This window comes from Aeromonas sp. 9A, from assembly GCF_963900955.1.
GTDB lineage: Bacteria > Pseudomonadota > Gammaproteobacteria > Enterobacterales > Aeromonadaceae > Aeromonas > Aeromonas salmonicida.
This window is the reverse complement of record NZ_CAWRFG010000001.1, coordinates 1,908,463-1,924,260: the sequence shown is the minus strand read 5'-3', so window position 1 is coordinate 1,924,260 and position 15,798 is coordinate 1,908,463. Positions and strand designations below refer to the sequence as shown.

The following is a 15,798-nucleotide window of genomic DNA, read 5'->3' as shown; positions in this document are numbered from 1 at the left end:
GTGCTTCGTTCACTGGAGTGTTAAAGGTGTTCCAGACTCGCTGAACAACGCCGAATAATGTCATCTGCGAACTCCTCAGTTCAGTGCTTCAACCGGTTTAAAGGTGTTTTCCACCAGCGGCTTGGCATCCGCTTGCGGTACGTGGCACTGCAGGCAGAAGTAGCGACGCGGCGATACTTCACCCAGGGTCATGCCGTCACGGGTCTCAAAGTGAGTGGGACTGATCTTGGGGGCCTTCATCTTGCTGGCATTCTTGAAGCTGTGACAGGCCAGACACTTGTTGACCTTGGTGTCCACTTCATAGTTGCGAACATCGTGAGGGATCAGCGGCGGCTGATGCATGTACTGGCGATCGTAGAGATCCCCGTCCTTGCGAAAGTTCTTCAAAGGGGCAGCTTCAGCCTCCGTGGTGAGATCCGTGCTCCCCCGCTCGGATTTGATCCCCCCTGTGCTATTGGTGATCTCGGGGATGGCGGCCATCAAGGAACCCGCCATCAGGCAGGCCAGCATTGCTCCAATCAGCTTTTTCATTATGTGTTCTCCGACATTTTCTCTGCCTTGACGGCAAAACCTACAGTGATTTCAAAAACTTGCTCCGCGCAGACATCAATGCAACGGCCGCAGTTGGTACACTCTTGAGCCGCAATCAGGGGCCCGTGACCACGCTTGGCACCGTGAACGGGGCCGCGCAGAATGGGCCGCTCCGGGCAGACCGCATAACAATCCATGCAGTTGCTGCACCGCTCGCGTCCCTTGGCAGAAATTTTGATAAACCCGACCCGGTTGACCAGGGCGTAGAAGGCCCCCACCGGACAGAGATGACCACACCAGCCCCGCTCCACCACGAACAAGTCGAACAGGAAGATCATCGCCAACAGTGCCCAGCCAGCCCCCATTCCAAACAGCAGGCCGCGCATGGCCAAGGACACCGGATTGACCAGCTCCCACACCATCACACCCACCACGGCTGGCACCACCAGCACCATGGCCAGCAACCAGTAACGCGTATTGCGACTGAACTGGCCATTGCCCTTGAGGCCAAGTCTGGCCCTGGCCCAGGCGGCGGCATCCGTGACGAGGTTGACCGGACAGACCCAGGAGCAGAACACCCGTCCCCCGACCAGCCAGTACCCCAAGAGCACAATGACAGCCCCGATCCAGAGGGTGGTGATGGGCCAATGACCCGCCGCCACCGACTGCAGCAGGGTCAAGGGATCGCTCAGCGGCACCGTTTCCAGCAACAGCGAGCTGGAGAGATTGCCCTTGAGGATCCAGACACCCGCCAGCGGCCCCAGCAGAAACAACCCCAGCACGCTGAACTGGGTCAGACGACGCAGCAGCAGGAAGCAGTGTGCCCGCCACCAGCCGAGCCTAGCGCTGGCCTCGGCTCCCGGATAACGACTCATAACCCCTCCGGTTTACGGGTCGGCAGTGTGAGCCGCTCACCGATGAGTGACTTGCCCGCTTTGCGCTTTTCTTCCCAGCCGAGCCGGTAGTGATGGCCAAGCTCCCCTTTGGCGAGCTGGCGCGGCACCACCTTGATGGCGGACTCCTCCAGCACACAGGCATGCTCGCACTTGCCACAACCGGTACAGATGTCGCTGTGCACCGTCGGCAAAAACATGGCGTGTTTGCCGGTGCGCGGGTTGCGCACCAGTTCGAGCGAGATGGCCTTGTCAATCAAGGGACAGACCCGGTAGCAAACATCGCAGCGCAGACCCAGATAGTTGAGGCAGGTCTCGTGATCGATGAGCACAGCTACCCCCATTCGTGCCTGATCGATGTCGGTCATCCCCTGATCCAGGGCTCCGCTTGGACAGGCCACCACGCAGGGAATGTCGTCACACATCTCGCATGGCACGGCGCGCGCCTGGAAATAAGGGGTGCCCGTGGTGACGGGTTCAAACAGCCGGGCAAGCTTGAGGGTGTCGTAGGGACAGGCGTCGACGCAGAGTCCGCAGCGCACACAGGCACTGAGGAACTCGGCCTCGTCGAGGGCTGCCGGCGGACGCAGTGCCTGGGCGGGCACCGCCGCTGCCTGCTGACGCGCCATTCCGCCCAGACCCACACCAAGCAGGCCCACACCGCAGGCCCCCTTGGCCATGTCGGCCAGAAACTGGCGGCGACTACGACTCATCTCGCGCTCCCCCACCTTACGCCTTGACGACCTTGACGGCGCACTTCTTGTAATCCGTCTCTTTGGAGAGCGGATCCGTCGCATCCAGGGTCAACTTGTTGACCAGCTGGCTTGCGTCAAAGAAGGGCATGAACACCAGGCCTTTGGGCGGACGGTTGCGACCACGGGTCTCGACCCTTGTCTTCACCTCGCCACGGCGAGAGGAGACGATCACCTCTTCGCCACGGCGTACGCCACGGGCCTTGGCATCTTCCGGGTGCATGAAGAGCACCGCATCCGGGAAGGCGCGATAGAGCTCGGGCACCCGACGGGTCATGGTGCCTGTGTGCCAGTGCTCCAGCACACGACCGGTGGAGAGCCACATGTCGTACTCTTTGTCCGGCGCCTCGGCGGCCGGCTCGTAAGGCAGTGCGAATATAACGGCGCGGCCATCGGGCTTGCCGTAGAAACGCACCCCCTCGCCCGCCTTCACGTAAGGGTCGAACCCTTCGCGATAGCGCCACAGCGTCTCCTTGCCATCCACTACCGGCCAGCGCAGACCGCGCGCCTCATGGTACTGATCGAACGGCGCCATATCGTGACCATGGCCACGGCCGAAAGTGGCGTACTCCTCGAACAGCCCTTTCTGGACGTAAAAACCGAAGGACTCGGACTCGTCATTGAACTCGCCCTTGCTCTGCTCTTTGGGGAACTGATCGACCTGACCGTTGGCGTAGAGCACATCGAACAGTGTCTTGCCCTTGAGCTCGGGTTGTTTGGCGATAAGCTCCGCGGGCCATACGTCCTCGACCTTGAAGCGCTTGGCGAACTCCATCAGCTGCCACAGATCGGACTTGGCCCCTTCCGGCGGCTTGACCTGCTGGTGCCAGAACTGGGTGCGACGCTCGGCATTGCCGTAGGCACCCTCTTTCTCCACCCACATGGCGGTGGGCAGAATAAGATCAGCCGCTTGCGCCGTGACGGTCGGGTAAGGGTCGGACACCACGATGAAGTTGGCCGGGTTGCGATAACCGGGCAGCGCTTCTTCGTTCATGTTGGGGCCGGCCTGCATGTTGTTGTTGCACATCACCCAGTAGGCGTTGAGCTTGCCATCTTTGAGCATGCGGTTTTGCAGCACGGCGTGATACCCCACCTGCTCAGGGATAGTGCCTTCCGGCAGTTTCCAGATCTTCTCGGCAATGGCGCGGTGCTTGGGATCAGTCACGACCATGTCGGCGGGCAGGCGGTGGGCAAAGGTGCCGACCTCCCGCGCGGTACCGCAGGCAGAGGGCTGGCCGGTCAGGGAGAAGGGACCACTGCCCGGAGTGGAGATCTTGCCGGTCAGCAGGTGGATGTTGTAGCAGAGGTTGTTGGCCCAGACCCCACGGGTGTGCTGGTTGAAGCCCATGGTCCAGTAGGAGACCACCTTCTTGCTCGGGTCGGCATAGAGCTGAGCCAGTTTTTCCAGCTTCTCTTTCGACACGCCACTGAGCTTGGAGACAGACTCCAGGTCGTAGTCCGCCACGAACTTGGCGAAGTCATCGAAACTCATCGGCATGGAGTCGCCATTGCCGGGATTTTTGGCCCTGGCTTCGGTCGGGTGCGTCGGACGCAGGCCATAGCCGATGTCGGTGGTGCCTTTGCGGAACTGGGTGTGCTTGTTGACGAACTCCCAGTTCACCTTGTCATTCTGGATGATGTAGTTGGCGACGTAGTTGAGGATCGCCAGATCGGTCTGGGGCGTGAATACCATGCCGTTGTCTGCCAGTTCGAAGCTGCGGTGTTCGAAGGTGGAGAGCACATGCACCTGCACATCAGGGTTGGAGAGGCGACGATCGGACATCCGTGACCAGAGGATGGGGTGCATCTCGGCCATGTTGGATCCCCACAACACGAAGGCATCAGCTTGCTCGATGTCGTCATAGCAACCCATGGGCTCATCCATGCCGAAAGTACGCATGAAGCCAACCACGGCGGATGCCATGCAGTGACGAGCGTTGGGATCCAGATTGTTGGTACGAAAACCCGCCTTCATCAACTTGGCGGCGGCGTAGCCTTCCCACACTGTCCACTGACCGGAGCCGAACATGCCGACGGCGGTGGGGCCCTTCTCTTTCAGGGTCGCCTTGAACTTCTCGGCCATGATGTCGAATGCCTGATCCCAGCTGACGGGGGCAAAGTCACCATTCTTGTCGAACTTGCCATTGGTCATGCGCAGCATGGGCTGGGTCAGACGATCCTCGCCATACATGATTTTGGAGAGGAAGTAGCCCTTGATACAGTTGAGGCCACGGTTGACCGGCGCATCCGGGTCACCCTGGGTCGCCACGACACGTCCATCCTGGGAACCCACCAGCACGGAACAGCCGGTACCACAGAAGCGGCACGGGGCTTTATCCCACTTGATGGCGGTCTTGTCGGTACTGGTGATCAGGTTCGCCGCCAGGGTGGGGGCACTGACACCGGCCACGGCTGCGGCAGCTGCCACCGCGTTGGCCTTCATAAAGTCGCGTCGACTCAGCTTCATGACATCTCCTCGCATTGCGTAATCACATCAATGACAGCCATTGTGACGAGCCGCGCTGGCTCAGCTTCATGGCGCTTTATTGCTTTTATCGGGCATCGTGAACCTCGCGGCTCCGGCCTCACGGCGTTTCTATTCTTTGCATTCGACATCGAGCTCATCGAACTGGTGGTAAATCAAGGCGGCGGACAGCACGCCCGGCATTGCCTGTATCGCATCAATGGCTGACATGATGGGGCGCTGGCTGGGACCTTCCAGCGTCACCACCAGCTTGCCCTCGTCACTGACAGCGTGGACCTCGGCCCCTTCAAGGGTCGCAATCTGCTGCGCGAGCTGGTGACGAAAGGGGGGTTGGGTCAGCACCACCAGGCTCGATACATGGAACTCTTGGTTCATTGTGGCTCCTGCTTCACACATACATGATTCATGTTGGAGCCTCGGGTCTGGGCGCACCAACCCGGATGCTGCCCACCGGGCAATCCATCACGCAGGCGCCACAACCGGTACACGAGGCGGTATCTATGCTGGGAGTCGGCACACGGCCCAGCATGGGAGAAAAGCGGATCGCACGGGTTTCGCAACTGTCCTGGCAGCGCTGGCAAAAGACCTGCGCACTGGCCAGACAGTTGGCTTCAATATGGGCTATGTATTGCCAGGGCGCCTCCGTCATGGAACGAAATACCGGCGCCTTGCAGGCTGTGACGCAGTCACCGCAGAAGGTGCACTCACCGCGCAGGAAGTCCACCGCAGGGAAACCACCGTCACCCTTGATGAGGATCTGCTCCGGACAGGCCGTCAGACAGTCACCACAACGGGTGCAGTCGGCCACAAAATCGGGCCAGGCGACGGACCAGGGCAACTGCACCTGAGGCTCGCTCGATGTCAGGCGTCCCCGAAACAAACCACGACGTGACAGGTTGACCCTATCCGGCATATAGACTCCTTCCTGGTGGTAACGTCTGGTGCCATATAGCGCACAAGCGAGTCTCATGACAGGCATTTTCAATACCTATTATAAGAGTGGGTGTATATTGCGGCCCTGACAAGTTCAGGGATATACCACCAGGGAGATAAACAGGGGGGATTATTGCGCTGGATCAAACCCTTGGCGCAGGAACAAAGAATGGGGGCAGGTCAAAATACCCCCATTTGAGGATTGCTTATTAATCGATGGCTATTTTTGCAGAGTCGTTAGCGGCTTAACCGCCGATGGAAGCCAGATGAGGGGTCATACCGGCATTCCCCTCATGCAACCTGTGAGTGGCCGCCTTGCCGATGAGGGCCTGACGAATGCGCTGTTGCAACGCATCCTGCTGGCTGTCGGCTGACAGCAAGTCACGCAGTTCCACCCCGTTATCACCGAACAGGCACAGGTGCAGCTTGCCCACCGAGGAGACCCTCAACCGGTTGCAACCGGCGCAGAAATCCTTGCTGTAGGGCATGATGAGCCCCACTCCCCCCAACGAAGCCGGATGCATGAATACCTGCGCCGGACCATCATCAGTACCGCGCAACTGCTGTACCCAGCCGCCATCCAGCAGCCGCTGCTTGATGAGCTCGCCGCTGGCGTGGTGGTCACGAAACAGGGTGTCCATCTCGCCGGTCTGCATCAGTTCGATGAAACGCAACTCGATGGGCTTGTGCCTGATCCAGGCCAGAAATGCATCCAGCTGATGGTCATTGAGCCCCTTTAGCAGCACCGCATTGATCTTCACCGATTTGAAGCCGGCGGCCAGCGCCGCCTCAATGCCATCCATCACCTCCGCCAGCTTGTTTTCACCGGTTATCTGGTGAAACTGGCGGGGATCCAGGCTGTCGACGCTGACATTGAGGGCGGTGAGGCCCGCATCGAACCACTCCCGGGCCCGCTCTTTCAAGCGATAGCCATTGGTGGTCATGGCCACCTTTTCGATACCCGGGGTATTGGCCACCGTCTCTATGATGGCGGTGAAATCACGGCGCAGTGACGGCTCCCCCCCGGTCAGACGCACCTTGCGGGTACCCATGGCGGCAAAGCCGGAGACAATGCGGCGGATCTCATCGAGAGACAGGAACGACTTTCTACCCTCGGGACGATAACCGTCGGGCAAACAGTAGGTACAACGAAAATTGCACACGTCGGTAACCGACAGGCGCAAATAGTAAAAACGACGGGAAAAACCATCTTGCAGTGGCAACATAAACACCTTTCCAAATACGGGAGGCCAGGGCATTTCTTTCCTGACCCTTACAGCTCGAACATCGGCTGACGGCGGCTTTCCCCTATCCCAAGGACTTAGGCAAAACAGCTCGGAGTTCATCTAGTTTTTCGATGCTAGCACAAGTTGGAGTACACTCCCACGCAACTTTATGGGGTTATTGCCAGAGGTCGGGGACGCCAGCCAGCATGGGAAAATGGTTCAAAGTACATTCGGTCAGCAGCGCCATCGGGCGTTCCATGGTGCTCATTCTGTTCATGGCGAGCCTGATCGCCGTCGTGGCCATGGTGACCCTGTTTTACTCGGTGCCCGATGCCAAGGCGATCAACCTGTCGGGTTCGCTGCGGATGCAGGCCTATCGCATGGCCTACGAAATAGAGCAGGGCCAGCCAGTGCTGGGACGGCTCGATCAGTTCGAACAGACCCTGCATGCACGCGAGCTGCAAGAGACACAGCGCTGGATCACTCCGGCCTCCCTGCGCCGTACCTATGGCGAGGTGTTGCTGCAATGGCAGATGATGCGCGAGCACATCGAGAACGCCACCCCAAAACGCTACACCGACAATACGGAACAGTTTGTCGCGGCCATCGATGATTTCGTCAATCAGATGCAGTACCACGTGGAGTTCAAGGTGCGCATGCTGGCACTGGCGGAGGGGCTGGGCCTGCTCTCCATCATCACCATCGCCTGGTTTACCGTACGCTTCACCCGTCAGCAGGTGGTGGCCCCGCTAAACCAGCTGGTCTATTGCGCCCGCCAGATCCAGCGCCAGGAGTTCGATCTCACCCTGCCTCCCCATTGCGAGAATGAACTGGGAGAATTGTCGGCTGCCTTCGTCACCATGGCAGATGAGCTCGGCAAGCTCTATCGGGAGCTGGAGAGCAAGGTAGAAGAGAAAACGGCCAAGCTGCAACAGGCCAACGACACCCTCTCCTTTCTCTATTCCACCGCCCAGAAGCTGCATGCGGCGCCGCTGAGTCGGCGCACTCTGCTCAAACTGCTGGAGCGGGCCGCGGCCCATCAGCACATAGACCATATCCGGCTGACCCGCTTTGAACACAACGCCATGCCGGACTACATCACAGGCCGCAAGGGCTGGCCCGGCGATCTCGACTCAGTGGTGAGCTTTCATCTGCAGATGGATGAGCAGGAGTACGGCCGGCTCGACATGATAAGCACTCACCCCATCGACGAGCGGCTGATGAAAAACTTCTCCATGCTGCTGGCCCAGGTGCTGCACAAGGATCAGACCCTGCTGCAACATCAGCGGCTGTTGCTGATGGAAGAGAGAGCCGTCATCGCCCGCGAGCTGCACGACTCGCTGGCCCAGGCGCTCTCCTACCTCAAAATCCAGTCCACTCTGCTCAAACGCTCTTTTGCCAAGGGCGATAACGCCAAGGCAGAGGCGGCCATGCAGCAGATCGACGAGGGACTCAGCAGCGCCTACACCCAGTTGCGCGAGCTGCTGGGCACTTTCCGCCTCAGCATCGGCGATGCCAATCTGGGGGAAGCCATCAAGGTGATGCTGGAGCAGCTCAAGCCTCAGACCCAGGCCGAGATCAGGCTCCATTACGGTCTGGCTGACACGGATCTTGAAGCGGGTCAGCACATTCATATTCTGCAGCTGATCCGTGAGGCAGTGCTCAATGCCATCAAACATGCCAGCGCGCAAGTGATTGATGTTAGCTGTGAGACCCTCGCCGATGGTAACATTCAGGTTCAGATTTCAGATGACGGTGTTGGAATAGGGATCGCAAGCTCGGCGGTCAACCACTATGGCCTCAGCATCATGAATGAGCGTGCCAGCAAGCTGCATGGTCTGCTGACCATCAGCGAACAGCCGCCCAGAGGCACCTGCGTACATCTGACCTTTCCCACCAGCCTAACAAGAGATGCCTGATGGACGAGATGAAATATAGTGTTCTGGTCGTGGATGACCATCCCCTCATGCGCAAAGGGATTGTGCAACTGCTGGCACTGGAAGAGAACATAGAGGTGATTGGCGAGGCGTCCAACGGCACCGATGCCGTCGCCATGGCCAAAGAGTCCGAACCGGATCTGATCCTGCTCGATCTCAACATGAAGGGGCTCTCCGGTCTGGATACCCTCAAGGCGCTGCGCACCGAGGAAGTCACCTCCCGCGTGGTGATCCTGACCGTCTCCGATGCTCGCCAGGACGTAGTCGCCCTGCTCAAGGCCGGCGCCGATGGTTACCTGCTGAAAGATACCGAGCCAGAGATGTTGCTGGCCCAGCTGGCAGACGTGATGACCGGCAAGCAGATCCTGAGCGAGCCGCTGCGTCCCTACCTCGAGAACATCTACGAGCTGGACCACCTGCAACAGAAGCTGGAAAGCTTAACGCGTCGCGAAATGCAAATCCTGCGCGAAATTGCAAAGGGCCTCTCCAACAAACAGGTCGCTTCCGTGCTTCATATCTCCGAAGGCACGGTCAAGGTGCACGTCAAGAGCCTGCTGAAGAAACTCGAGGCGCAAAGCCGCGTGGAAGCAGCCGTCATGTACCTGGAGCAGCGCAACTAACGCGCGCTGGCAGAGCATGCAACCGAGCGCCTTGTTGCGCTCTATATTCATGCCTTGACCAGACTGAGAAAAAACCAAAGCCCCGCATCGTCGGGGCTTTCCTTATCTGCGCTAAATTTGCCCGAATCTGCCATCTGCGCTAAATCCGCCCGAAACCGGGCCTGCCACCCTTTGCCTCTGCAAGAAGCAAGATGGACGACCACATAATCCCGCTTGTGTGGAAGCGGGAGTCACCCGCCGATTCACCACATCCGTCACTGCGACACACTTCTATCTTCTCGTGCCCGAACAGGGCTCCCCTGCCTGCTCGCACCTTGCACTCAGGCCAGCGGCGCGGCTCACAAGCCGCCGCAACGGCCATGCGCATTTTGCACTTGGCTCTTTGCAAGATGCGATGCGCTTCAATTCAGGACGCGAAGAGAGTGGGGACCGAGTAACCAGGAACCGGCCGTATTCAGCTGACTACGGGGTCACGTCAGCAGAAAATATAAAAACATAAACTACTGATTATTAATAAATTTAACCCTAAAGCTGGATGCTGACGCCCCCATTCTGTGGCTTTTATCATCCTCTGGCACAGTCGCTGCATTGTCCTATTCAGCAACTACTCAATGGAGGACGGAACATGAAACTTCAACCTTTGGCATTGTTCCCCTTGCCTTCCCACATACTGCCTGGTGGCAAGCTTCCGCTGCGTTTGTTTGAACCGCGCCACCTGCAGATGCTCAAAGAGTCATTCATCAATGACCAGGGGTTCGGCATAGTGATGGAAGAGGCGACCACCACGGGTAAATCCGGGCGGATCCTGCCGGTCGGTACCCGGGTCAAGGTGACCGATTTTTATACCCTGAATGATGGTCTGCTCGGCGTCACTGTGCTCGGAATGGAACGCTTCTGCATCCATGAGATGGAAACGGACGAGATGGGATTGCGCCGTGCCAGGGTCGAAGCCCTGCCGAACTGGCCAAGCGCCCATTCAGACTTCAGTGACAAGCCGCTGGTCACCCGGCTGCGGGAAGTGTTCGAGCAGTATCCCGAGCTCGATGAGCTCTATCCGGACAAGCAGTTTGACGATGCGGCCTGGCTCTGCCAACGCTGGCTCGAGATCCTGCCCATGCCGATCTATGAAAAACAGATGTTGATTGCCAAACAAAATAGCGAAGCGGCTCGTCAATTCTTGCGCCGACTGATCGCACAGTGAGTCAAAGAGTCTTTGCAAAATGCGAATATTCCCACAATGAAAATAACAATTTCGCATTTTGCAAACAGCGGATAGCAATAAAAACAGACAATACCGCTGCAAGCCGCATAAACAGGTTCTGAAAAAGTTGGCACGACTTTTTCATATAGAACAATACAACCCGATTTATCCCGTGCTCTCTTCAGTATTTGCTGAAGAATTGGTCAACCACCCAGGTTGACCATTTTTTTTACCTGCGATCCGGCAGTTCGGGATGAAAATAGCGTTGCAGGCACTCTCTGAGCCGCATCAGGCTGATGGGCTTGGCCAGAAAGTCATCCATTCCCTGAGCCAGACAACGAGCCCTGTCCTCGGCCATGGCATTGGCCGTCAAGGCGACGATGGGCATCTTGCAGCCCAGCTCCCGCAGGCGGCGAGTCGCCTCCAATCCATCCATCTGCGGCATCCGCATATCCATCAGGATGAGATCCGGCTTTTGCTCCGCCACCTGGGCGAGCGCCTCCAGACCATTGGCCGCCAGTCGTACCCGGGTCACCAGTTTTTGCAGCATGAGCGAGACCACCAGCTGGTTCACCGGGCTGTCTTCCACCACCAGCACATCCAGATCCTGAATGGGCAATTGATCCGGCTCGGGCCGGCTGCTGCACTCGCATGGCAGCGCCATGCCGGGCAGCTCGAACCAGAAGCAGCTGCCCTGACCAGGGGCACTCTGCAATCGGATCTCGCCGCCCATCAGCTCCACCAGCCGCTTGCTGATGGCCAGCCCCAGGCCGGTGCCGGAGAAACGGCGGGTCGCCGAGCTGTCGACCTGGGAGAAAGGCTCGAACAGGAGCGCCTGATCTTCGGCCGAGATACCGATGCCGGTGTCGGTGACCGAGACTCGCAGCCGCTCATGGCGCCAACCCAGTTGCAAGGATACGCTGCCCTGACTGGTGAACTTCACCGCATTGCCGAGCAGGTTGCTGATGACCTGTGACAGGCGTACCGGATCCCCCTGCAACTGGGGGGGCACTGCCTCATCCACCAGCCAGCGCAGGATAATCCCCTTGCTACTGGCACGCGCTTGCAGCGGCTCGATCAGGGATTGGCACAGCTGGGTCGGGTGCAGGGTCTCGCAATGGAATTCCAGGGTATGGGATTCGATTTTCGAGAAGTCGAGCACATCGTCGATGATGGTTTGCAGCAGGCGTGCCGAGTGGGTGGCATGTCCCAGCAGAGTCTGCTGCTGGGGTTCAAGCTGGGCGTGCTGCAACAAGTCCAGCATGCCCAGCACCGCATTCATGGGGGAACGAATTTCGTGGGTCATCATGGCCAGGAACTGCGACTTGGCGCGGTTGGCCGCCTCGGCCTCATCTCGCGCCCGTGCCAATTCCTGCTCGCGGCGGATCTGGTTGCCCACATCCCGCGCAGTCCCCCGATAGCCGATGAATACACCGGCGGCATCGAAGCAGGGCTCGGCGTTGATCTCCATCCAGCAGGGGCCCTTGACCAGGCTGACCTGGGCCCGTACCGCCCGCACCGGCAGATGCAGCGCGATGAGACGACGGTACTTGCCCCACTCGGGATCCCGTCTGTCATAGGCGTAATCGTAGAGGCTCTGGCCGGGCTGATGCACCAGCACATCCCCGTGATAGCCGGGCGCCGACACATAGCTGAGCCTGTGCTCTGTGTCCGTCTCCCAGAACCAGTCGGAGGCCATGCCAGCAAAGCTGCGAAAACGCTGTTCGCTGGTCTGCAACGCCAGGGTCTTGAGTTCAACCTGTTCTTGCAACCGGGCACGATAGGCGATGTTGACCAGGGCCTGGGAGATGAGCGGGCGGCAGCGCTGCATCGCGGCCTTGCTCTTGAGATCGAAGGTACCCATGACGGCGTGACGGCAGATGAGAACACCGGAGAAACCGGGGGCGCGCAGCCCCGTCATCATGACGCTGGCCCAGCCGGATACGTGGGCCAGCGGCGCCAGCTCAGGCAATTGGGTGGGATCATAGATGACCAGTGTTTCCCCCTCGATGGCGCGGGAGAAGAGGGGCGTCAGTTGCCAGTCCCGACCCACTTCACCATCCTGGGTGCTGAGGTGAGTGACGCCGACATCCCCCTCCCAGGCCACCACGTCCGCATGTTCGAAACCGATGAAGGGCTTGAGCACCTGGATCAGACTGTCCAGCACCTGCTCCAGGGTCTGGGCATCGGCCAGCGTAGCCACGCCACACAGCAGGGTCTGCGACTCCTGGCGATATTTGGCCTCGCGTTCCCGACAACGCACCAGCTCCACCAGCGTGGTCTGCAGCTTGTCCCCGAGGGCTTCCAGTTCGGTATTACCTATCATCTTGTTTCCAGCGCCATATATCAGCTGTCGAGGAAGATCACGCTCGATACCATCAGGTTGCCGTGTGCCAGCTCACCGTGGGGTAAACGCCCCTGCTCACCGAAGGTAAACGGGGTAATAAAGGGGATATCCCCCAGCCGTGTGTGAAATTGGTCGACGAATTGGCATAAGCTATCACCAAGAGCCAAGCGACAACCAGCACAAAAGATCACTAGGGCCCCGAACGGCCGCATCTCTGTGGTCATGCCGTATTCGGGTTCGATGCGGGTAGCGTTCAGACTCCGCTGCAACAGCCCCTCCTGGCTGCTGTACATCAGCAGCAATTTCTCCCCGATCTGGGTATCGGTAAAGAGGCGCAAACCGCCCCCTTCTGTCACCGCCTCCGGGTGGGAGAGCTTGTAGTAGGGCATGTCGTCCAGAGTGCCCACCTGACGAGCCAGCGGCGAGAGCGTTGTCTCCCGCAGTATGGGCCCCACAGGCCAGGGCGTGGTTCGTCCAATCCAGCGGGCATAGACCTCGGCGGCAGGCGCATGATCAATGGTGAGGATCTCCCGTCCTGCCAGGGCGGTAATGGTGCCACGATGCTCGGTAGGGACATAGCTGGAGTGGAACTGGAACGCCAGCTGGCACTCAGGATAGAGCACGGCCAGCGCGACGCCCTCGCGGGCACTGCCCTCGTCCCAGCACAGCTGCCAGTCACCGCCGACGCTGTTGTCTGCCGCCGAGCCCCCCACGACAGGGACGGTCGTGCCCAGCTCGGCTTCGATGCTGGCAAGCATCGCCTCCTCCTGACCCGGGCTGGCGTGCAACAAGATGAGCTGGGGCAATTCGCCAGGACGCCCGCCATCGGCGATGGCATTGCGCAGCAACTGGCGTACATCCACGTCATCCCCCGTCTGCCCGGCTACCCCGTAGGCGCCCTTGTCATCATAGAGAGCCGCCACCGCCAGCCCGAATCCCTGACAAGCATGGTGTCCTGTCTGGGTCATGACACCGCCGCAGGAGCTGCACCCTATCAATCGAGTGGCTGGAAACTGCTGTTTGAGGTGGCGACGCAGTTCCTCGGCATCGTGGGCTTGGGTAAAATAGACCAATAACAGCGAAGGGGAATGGGGTGCTTGAGCGAGCAGCCGCTCACTGACCTGCCGCGCAGCCAGCAGGGAGGTCTCTTCAAGAGAGTGAGCCGTCAGAAAGTTCAACACCATCTCCTAGTTGTTCATGATGCTGGAGGTAAGCAAAAATCATACCTTAATCAAACAATTATCCCGTTTCGTCGGCTAGAATGGCCCTCGATTGAGCCCAACCACAGGACAGCTGCATGTGGCAGAAAAATATCAATGACTTTGACCGGGTCGTCGCCATCGGTGGTGGCCACGGCATGGGCCGTGTGCTCTCCTCACTCTCGTTTCTCGGCCAGCGCCTGACCGGTATCGTCGCCACCACGGACGACGGCGGATCCACAGGACGGCTGCGCAAGAGCCAGGAGTGCATCGCCTGGGGAGATCTGCGCAACTGCCTCAATCAACTGGTCACCGACCCCAGTATTGGCAGCCTGCTGTTCGAATACCGCTTCGCCGGCCGCGGCGAACTGGCGGGCCACAACCTCGGCAATCTGATGCTGCTGGCGCTCGACAACCTCTGCGTACGCCCTCTTGATGCTATCAAGCTCATCAGTGACATGCTGAAAATAGAGTCACAATTGTTACCCATGTCAGAATTTCCCACCGATCTGTGTGCCCACACCGTCTGTGGCAACCAGATCCTGGGAGAGGTCTCCATCGATCAACTCGATACGCCTCCCCTCTCCCTGAGCCTGAGCCCGGAAGTACCCGCGACTCGCGAGGCAGTGCAAGCCCTGGCTCAGGCCGACATGATCATCCTCGGACCCGGCAGCTTCCTCACCTCCATCATGCCGCCCCTGCTGCTGGCCGAGGTGGCGCAAGCCATCAACGAGAGCGATGCCATGCTGGTGTTCATCTGCAATCTGGTGGCCGAAAATGGCCCTGCCAGCCAGTTGAGTCTGCTCAATCAGTGGCGCTGGCTGGAATCACGGGTCGGTGCAGGCCGTGTCGATGCCATTCTGGCGCCAGCAGGGGAATATCCTGTCGAGCTCGCCAGCCAGCTGATCCAGGCCGAACTGGGTGAGGCTGACCTCCCCCATCGCCACGATCGGCTGAAACTCAAATTGGCGCTGGATAGGGTTATCCAGCAACTGATCAATCAACGCTAGTAACTGGCAAAGACGCGCAGCGATGAACACTGGGGTCACTGCGCAACAAGCTCAGTGATAATTGGCAAGGTGGGAAAGGACCTGAGGCAAGGATTGCTCCAGCTGGGTCAGCAAGCGGGCAACCTCGTCGGCATCTTCGTGCTTGCAGGCCAGCTCCAGTGCCACCACCTGCTGATAGCTGAGCTGGGCACCATAGCTGCCGCAGGACGATTTCATGCTGTGGGCAAGCCGGGCCAGCGCGGGCCAGTCCCGCCGTTCGTAGAGAGGCCGAAGCTGGGTGAGCTGCTCACCCACCTCCTCGATGAACACCGAGATCACCACCGGCATCATCTCCTGACCTATATCTTCCGCCAGCTGTCGCAGCACCTTCTGATCCAACCATTCCATCCCTCAGCCCTCTCTGGTGGTATTCAAACAGACCATACTATAGATGCCCGACGTGACAGCGTCATCCCTCACCCATATTCACTTGCTGACCGGCAAACGGTGGAGAGAAGGAAAGTGTGATCGAGCTCTATTAATTCGGCGAGAGGCAGGCGTTATTGAAATATAAATATTGCCAATAAATTAACATTTAAATAACAATGAAGGCCGTGAGAATGATGCAGCTCAGCAACACCTCTCTCATCCCTTTTTGCCTGTATGGCTGCTGCGAAGAACCAGG

General features: G+C 59.1%; 14 protein-coding genes and 1 riboswitch. Of the genes, 4 read left to right on the top strand and 10 right to left on the bottom strand.

Annotated features, from left to right (window positions below; all coding sequences use genetic code 11):
- Window positions 1-75: 75 nt before the first annotated feature.
- The 7 genes from AACX78_RS09140 to moaA all read right to left on the bottom strand — a co-directional run bounded on the left by AACX78_RS09140 (window position 76) and on the right by moaA (window position 6,820).
- Entirely contained in the window at window positions 76-531 is a 456-nt protein-coding gene (locus tag AACX78_RS09140; protein ID WP_005309884.1) for a nitrate reductase cytochrome c-type subunit, read from the bottom strand.
- Window positions 531-1,406, bottom strand: a complete 876-nt coding sequence (gene napH, locus AACX78_RS09135; RefSeq protein WP_159165997.1) for a quinol dehydrogenase ferredoxin subunit NapH — start codon at window positions 1,404-1,406, stop codon at window positions 531-533. Before napH ends, AACX78_RS09140 begins: the two co-directional genes overlap by 1 nt.
- Window positions 1,403-2,137, bottom strand: coding sequence for a ferredoxin-type protein NapG (gene napG, locus AACX78_RS09130; RefSeq protein WP_005309879.1), 735 nt, complete (start codon window positions 2,135-2,137; stop codon window positions 1,403-1,405). The genes napH and napG overlap by 4 nt, the downstream gene beginning before the upstream one ends.
- 16 nt (window positions 2,138-2,153) lie before the next feature.
- Window positions 2,154-4,643 carry a nitrate reductase catalytic subunit NapA gene (gene napA, locus AACX78_RS09125; RefSeq protein ID WP_159165996.1) on the bottom strand — a complete coding sequence of 830 codons (2,490 nt, stop codon included), beginning with the start codon at window positions 4,641-4,643 and terminating at the stop codon, window positions 2,154-2,156.
- 129 nt (window positions 4,644-4,772) lie between these two features.
- Window positions 4,773-5,036: a chaperone NapD gene (locus AACX78_RS09120; protein WP_059168583.1), complete on the bottom strand. Its 264-nt coding sequence runs from the start codon at window positions 5,034-5,036 to the stop codon at window positions 4,773-4,775.
- Between the two features lie 28 nt (window positions 5,037-5,064).
- Window positions 5,065-5,574 (bottom strand): ferredoxin-type protein NapF, encoded by a 510-nt coding sequence (napF, locus tag AACX78_RS09115; protein ID WP_159165995.1) that lies wholly within the window; start codon window positions 5,572-5,574, stop codon window positions 5,065-5,067.
- Window positions 5,575-5,839: 265 nt separating this feature from the next.
- Window positions 5,840-6,820 (bottom strand): GTP 3',8-cyclase MoaA, encoded by a 981-nt coding sequence (gene moaA, locus AACX78_RS09110; RefSeq protein ID WP_005309868.1) that lies wholly within the window; start codon window positions 6,818-6,820, stop codon window positions 5,840-5,842.
- Window positions 6,808-6,947: riboswitch (molybdenum cofactor riboswitch) on the bottom strand. (Overlaps the previous gene by 13 nt.)
- Before the next feature lie 79 nt (window positions 6,948-7,026).
- Between moaA and narQ the strand changes: the two genes are divergently transcribed.
- From narQ to AACX78_RS09095, 3 genes are all read left to right on the top strand, one after another.
- A complete protein-coding gene (gene narQ / locus AACX78_RS09105) occupies window positions 7,027-8,739 on the top strand; it encodes a nitrate/nitrite two-component system sensor histidine kinase NarQ (protein WP_034523260.1) in 1,713 nt (570 codons plus the stop codon).
- Window positions 8,739-9,377, top strand: coding sequence for a two-component system response regulator NarL (gene narL / locus AACX78_RS09100; RefSeq protein WP_017411638.1), 639 nt, complete (start codon window positions 8,739-8,741; stop codon window positions 9,375-9,377). The genes narQ and narL overlap by 1 nt, the downstream gene beginning before the upstream one ends.
- A 625-nt stretch (window positions 9,378-10,002) precedes the next feature.
- Window positions 10,003-10,578: an LON peptidase substrate-binding domain-containing protein gene (locus AACX78_RS09095; protein ID WP_005309859.1), complete on the top strand. Its 576-nt coding sequence runs from the start codon at window positions 10,003-10,005 to the stop codon at window positions 10,576-10,578.
- A 229-nt stretch (window positions 10,579-10,807) separates the two neighbouring features.
- On the opposite strand, the gene AACX78_RS09090 is transcribed toward AACX78_RS09095, so the two are convergent.
- On the bottom strand, window positions 10,808-12,904 hold the full coding sequence (locus AACX78_RS09090; protein WP_059168586.1) for a hybrid sensor histidine kinase/response regulator: 2,097 nt from the start codon (window positions 12,902-12,904) through the stop codon (window positions 10,808-10,810).
- Window positions 12,905-12,924: 20 nt separating this feature from the next.
- Complete coding sequence (locus AACX78_RS09085) at window positions 12,925-14,109, bottom strand: FIST signal transduction protein (RefSeq protein ID WP_159165994.1); 1,185 nt, start codon at window positions 14,107-14,109, stop codon at window positions 12,925-12,927.
- Between the two features lie 113 nt (window positions 14,110-14,222).
- Here AACX78_RS09085 and AACX78_RS09080 point away from each other — a divergent pair, with 113 nt between their 5' ends.
- Entirely contained in the window at window positions 14,223-15,134 is a 912-nt protein-coding gene (locus AACX78_RS09080) for a gluconeogenesis factor YvcK family protein (protein WP_059168588.1), read from the top strand.
- A 51-nt stretch (window positions 15,135-15,185) separates the two neighbouring features.
- On the opposite strand, the gene AACX78_RS09075 is transcribed toward AACX78_RS09080, so the two are convergent.
- Entirely contained in the window at window positions 15,186-15,521 is a 336-nt protein-coding gene (locus tag AACX78_RS09075) for an Hpt domain-containing protein (protein WP_005309846.1), read from the bottom strand.
- Window positions 15,522-15,798 lie beyond the last annotated feature (277 nt).

Coding starts and splice junctions, on each gene's coding strand:
- AACX78_RS09140 (WP_005309884.1), bottom strand. CDS start 531: ATGAAAAAGCTGATTGGAGCAATGCTGGCCTGCCTGATGGCGGGTTCC.
- napH (WP_159165997.1), bottom strand. CDS start 1,406: ATGAGTCGTTATCCGGGAGCCGAGGCCAGCGCTAGGCTCGGCTGGTGG.
- napG (WP_005309879.1), bottom strand. CDS start 2,137: ATGAGTCGTAGTCGCCGCCAGTTTCTGGCCGACATGGCCAAGGGGGCC.
- napA (WP_159165996.1), bottom strand. CDS start 4,643: ATGAAGCTGAGTCGACGCGACTTTATGAAGGCCAACGCGGTGGCAGCT.
- AACX78_RS09120 (WP_059168583.1), bottom strand. CDS start 5,036: ATGAACCAAGAGTTCCATGTATCGAGCCTGGTGGTGCTGACCCAACCC.
- napF (WP_159165995.1), bottom strand. CDS start 5,574: ATGCCGGATAGGGTCAACCTGTCACGTCGTGGTTTGTTTCGGGGACGC.
- moaA (WP_005309868.1), bottom strand. CDS start 6,820: ATGTTGCCACTGCAAGATGGTTTTTCCCGTCGTTTTTACTATTTGCGC.
- narQ (WP_034523260.1), top strand. CDS start 7,027: ATGGGAAAATGGTTCAAAGTACATTCGGTCAGCAGCGCCATCGGGCGT.
- narL (WP_017411638.1), top strand. CDS start 8,739: ATGGACGAGATGAAATATAGTGTTCTGGTCGTGGATGACCATCCCCTC.
- AACX78_RS09095 (WP_005309859.1), top strand. CDS start 10,003: ATGAAACTTCAACCTTTGGCATTGTTCCCCTTGCCTTCCCACATACTG.
- AACX78_RS09090 (WP_059168586.1), bottom strand. CDS start 12,904: ATGATAGGTAATACCGAACTGGAAGCCCTCGGGGACAAGCTGCAGACC.
- AACX78_RS09085 (WP_159165994.1), bottom strand. CDS start 14,109: ATGGTGTTGAACTTTCTGACGGCTCACTCTCTTGAAGAGACCTCCCTG.
- AACX78_RS09080 (WP_059168588.1), top strand. CDS start 14,223: ATGTGGCAGAAAAATATCAATGACTTTGACCGGGTCGTCGCCATCGGT.
- AACX78_RS09075 (WP_005309846.1), bottom strand. CDS start 15,521: ATGGAATGGTTGGATCAGAAGGTGCTGCGACAGCTGGCGGAAGATATA.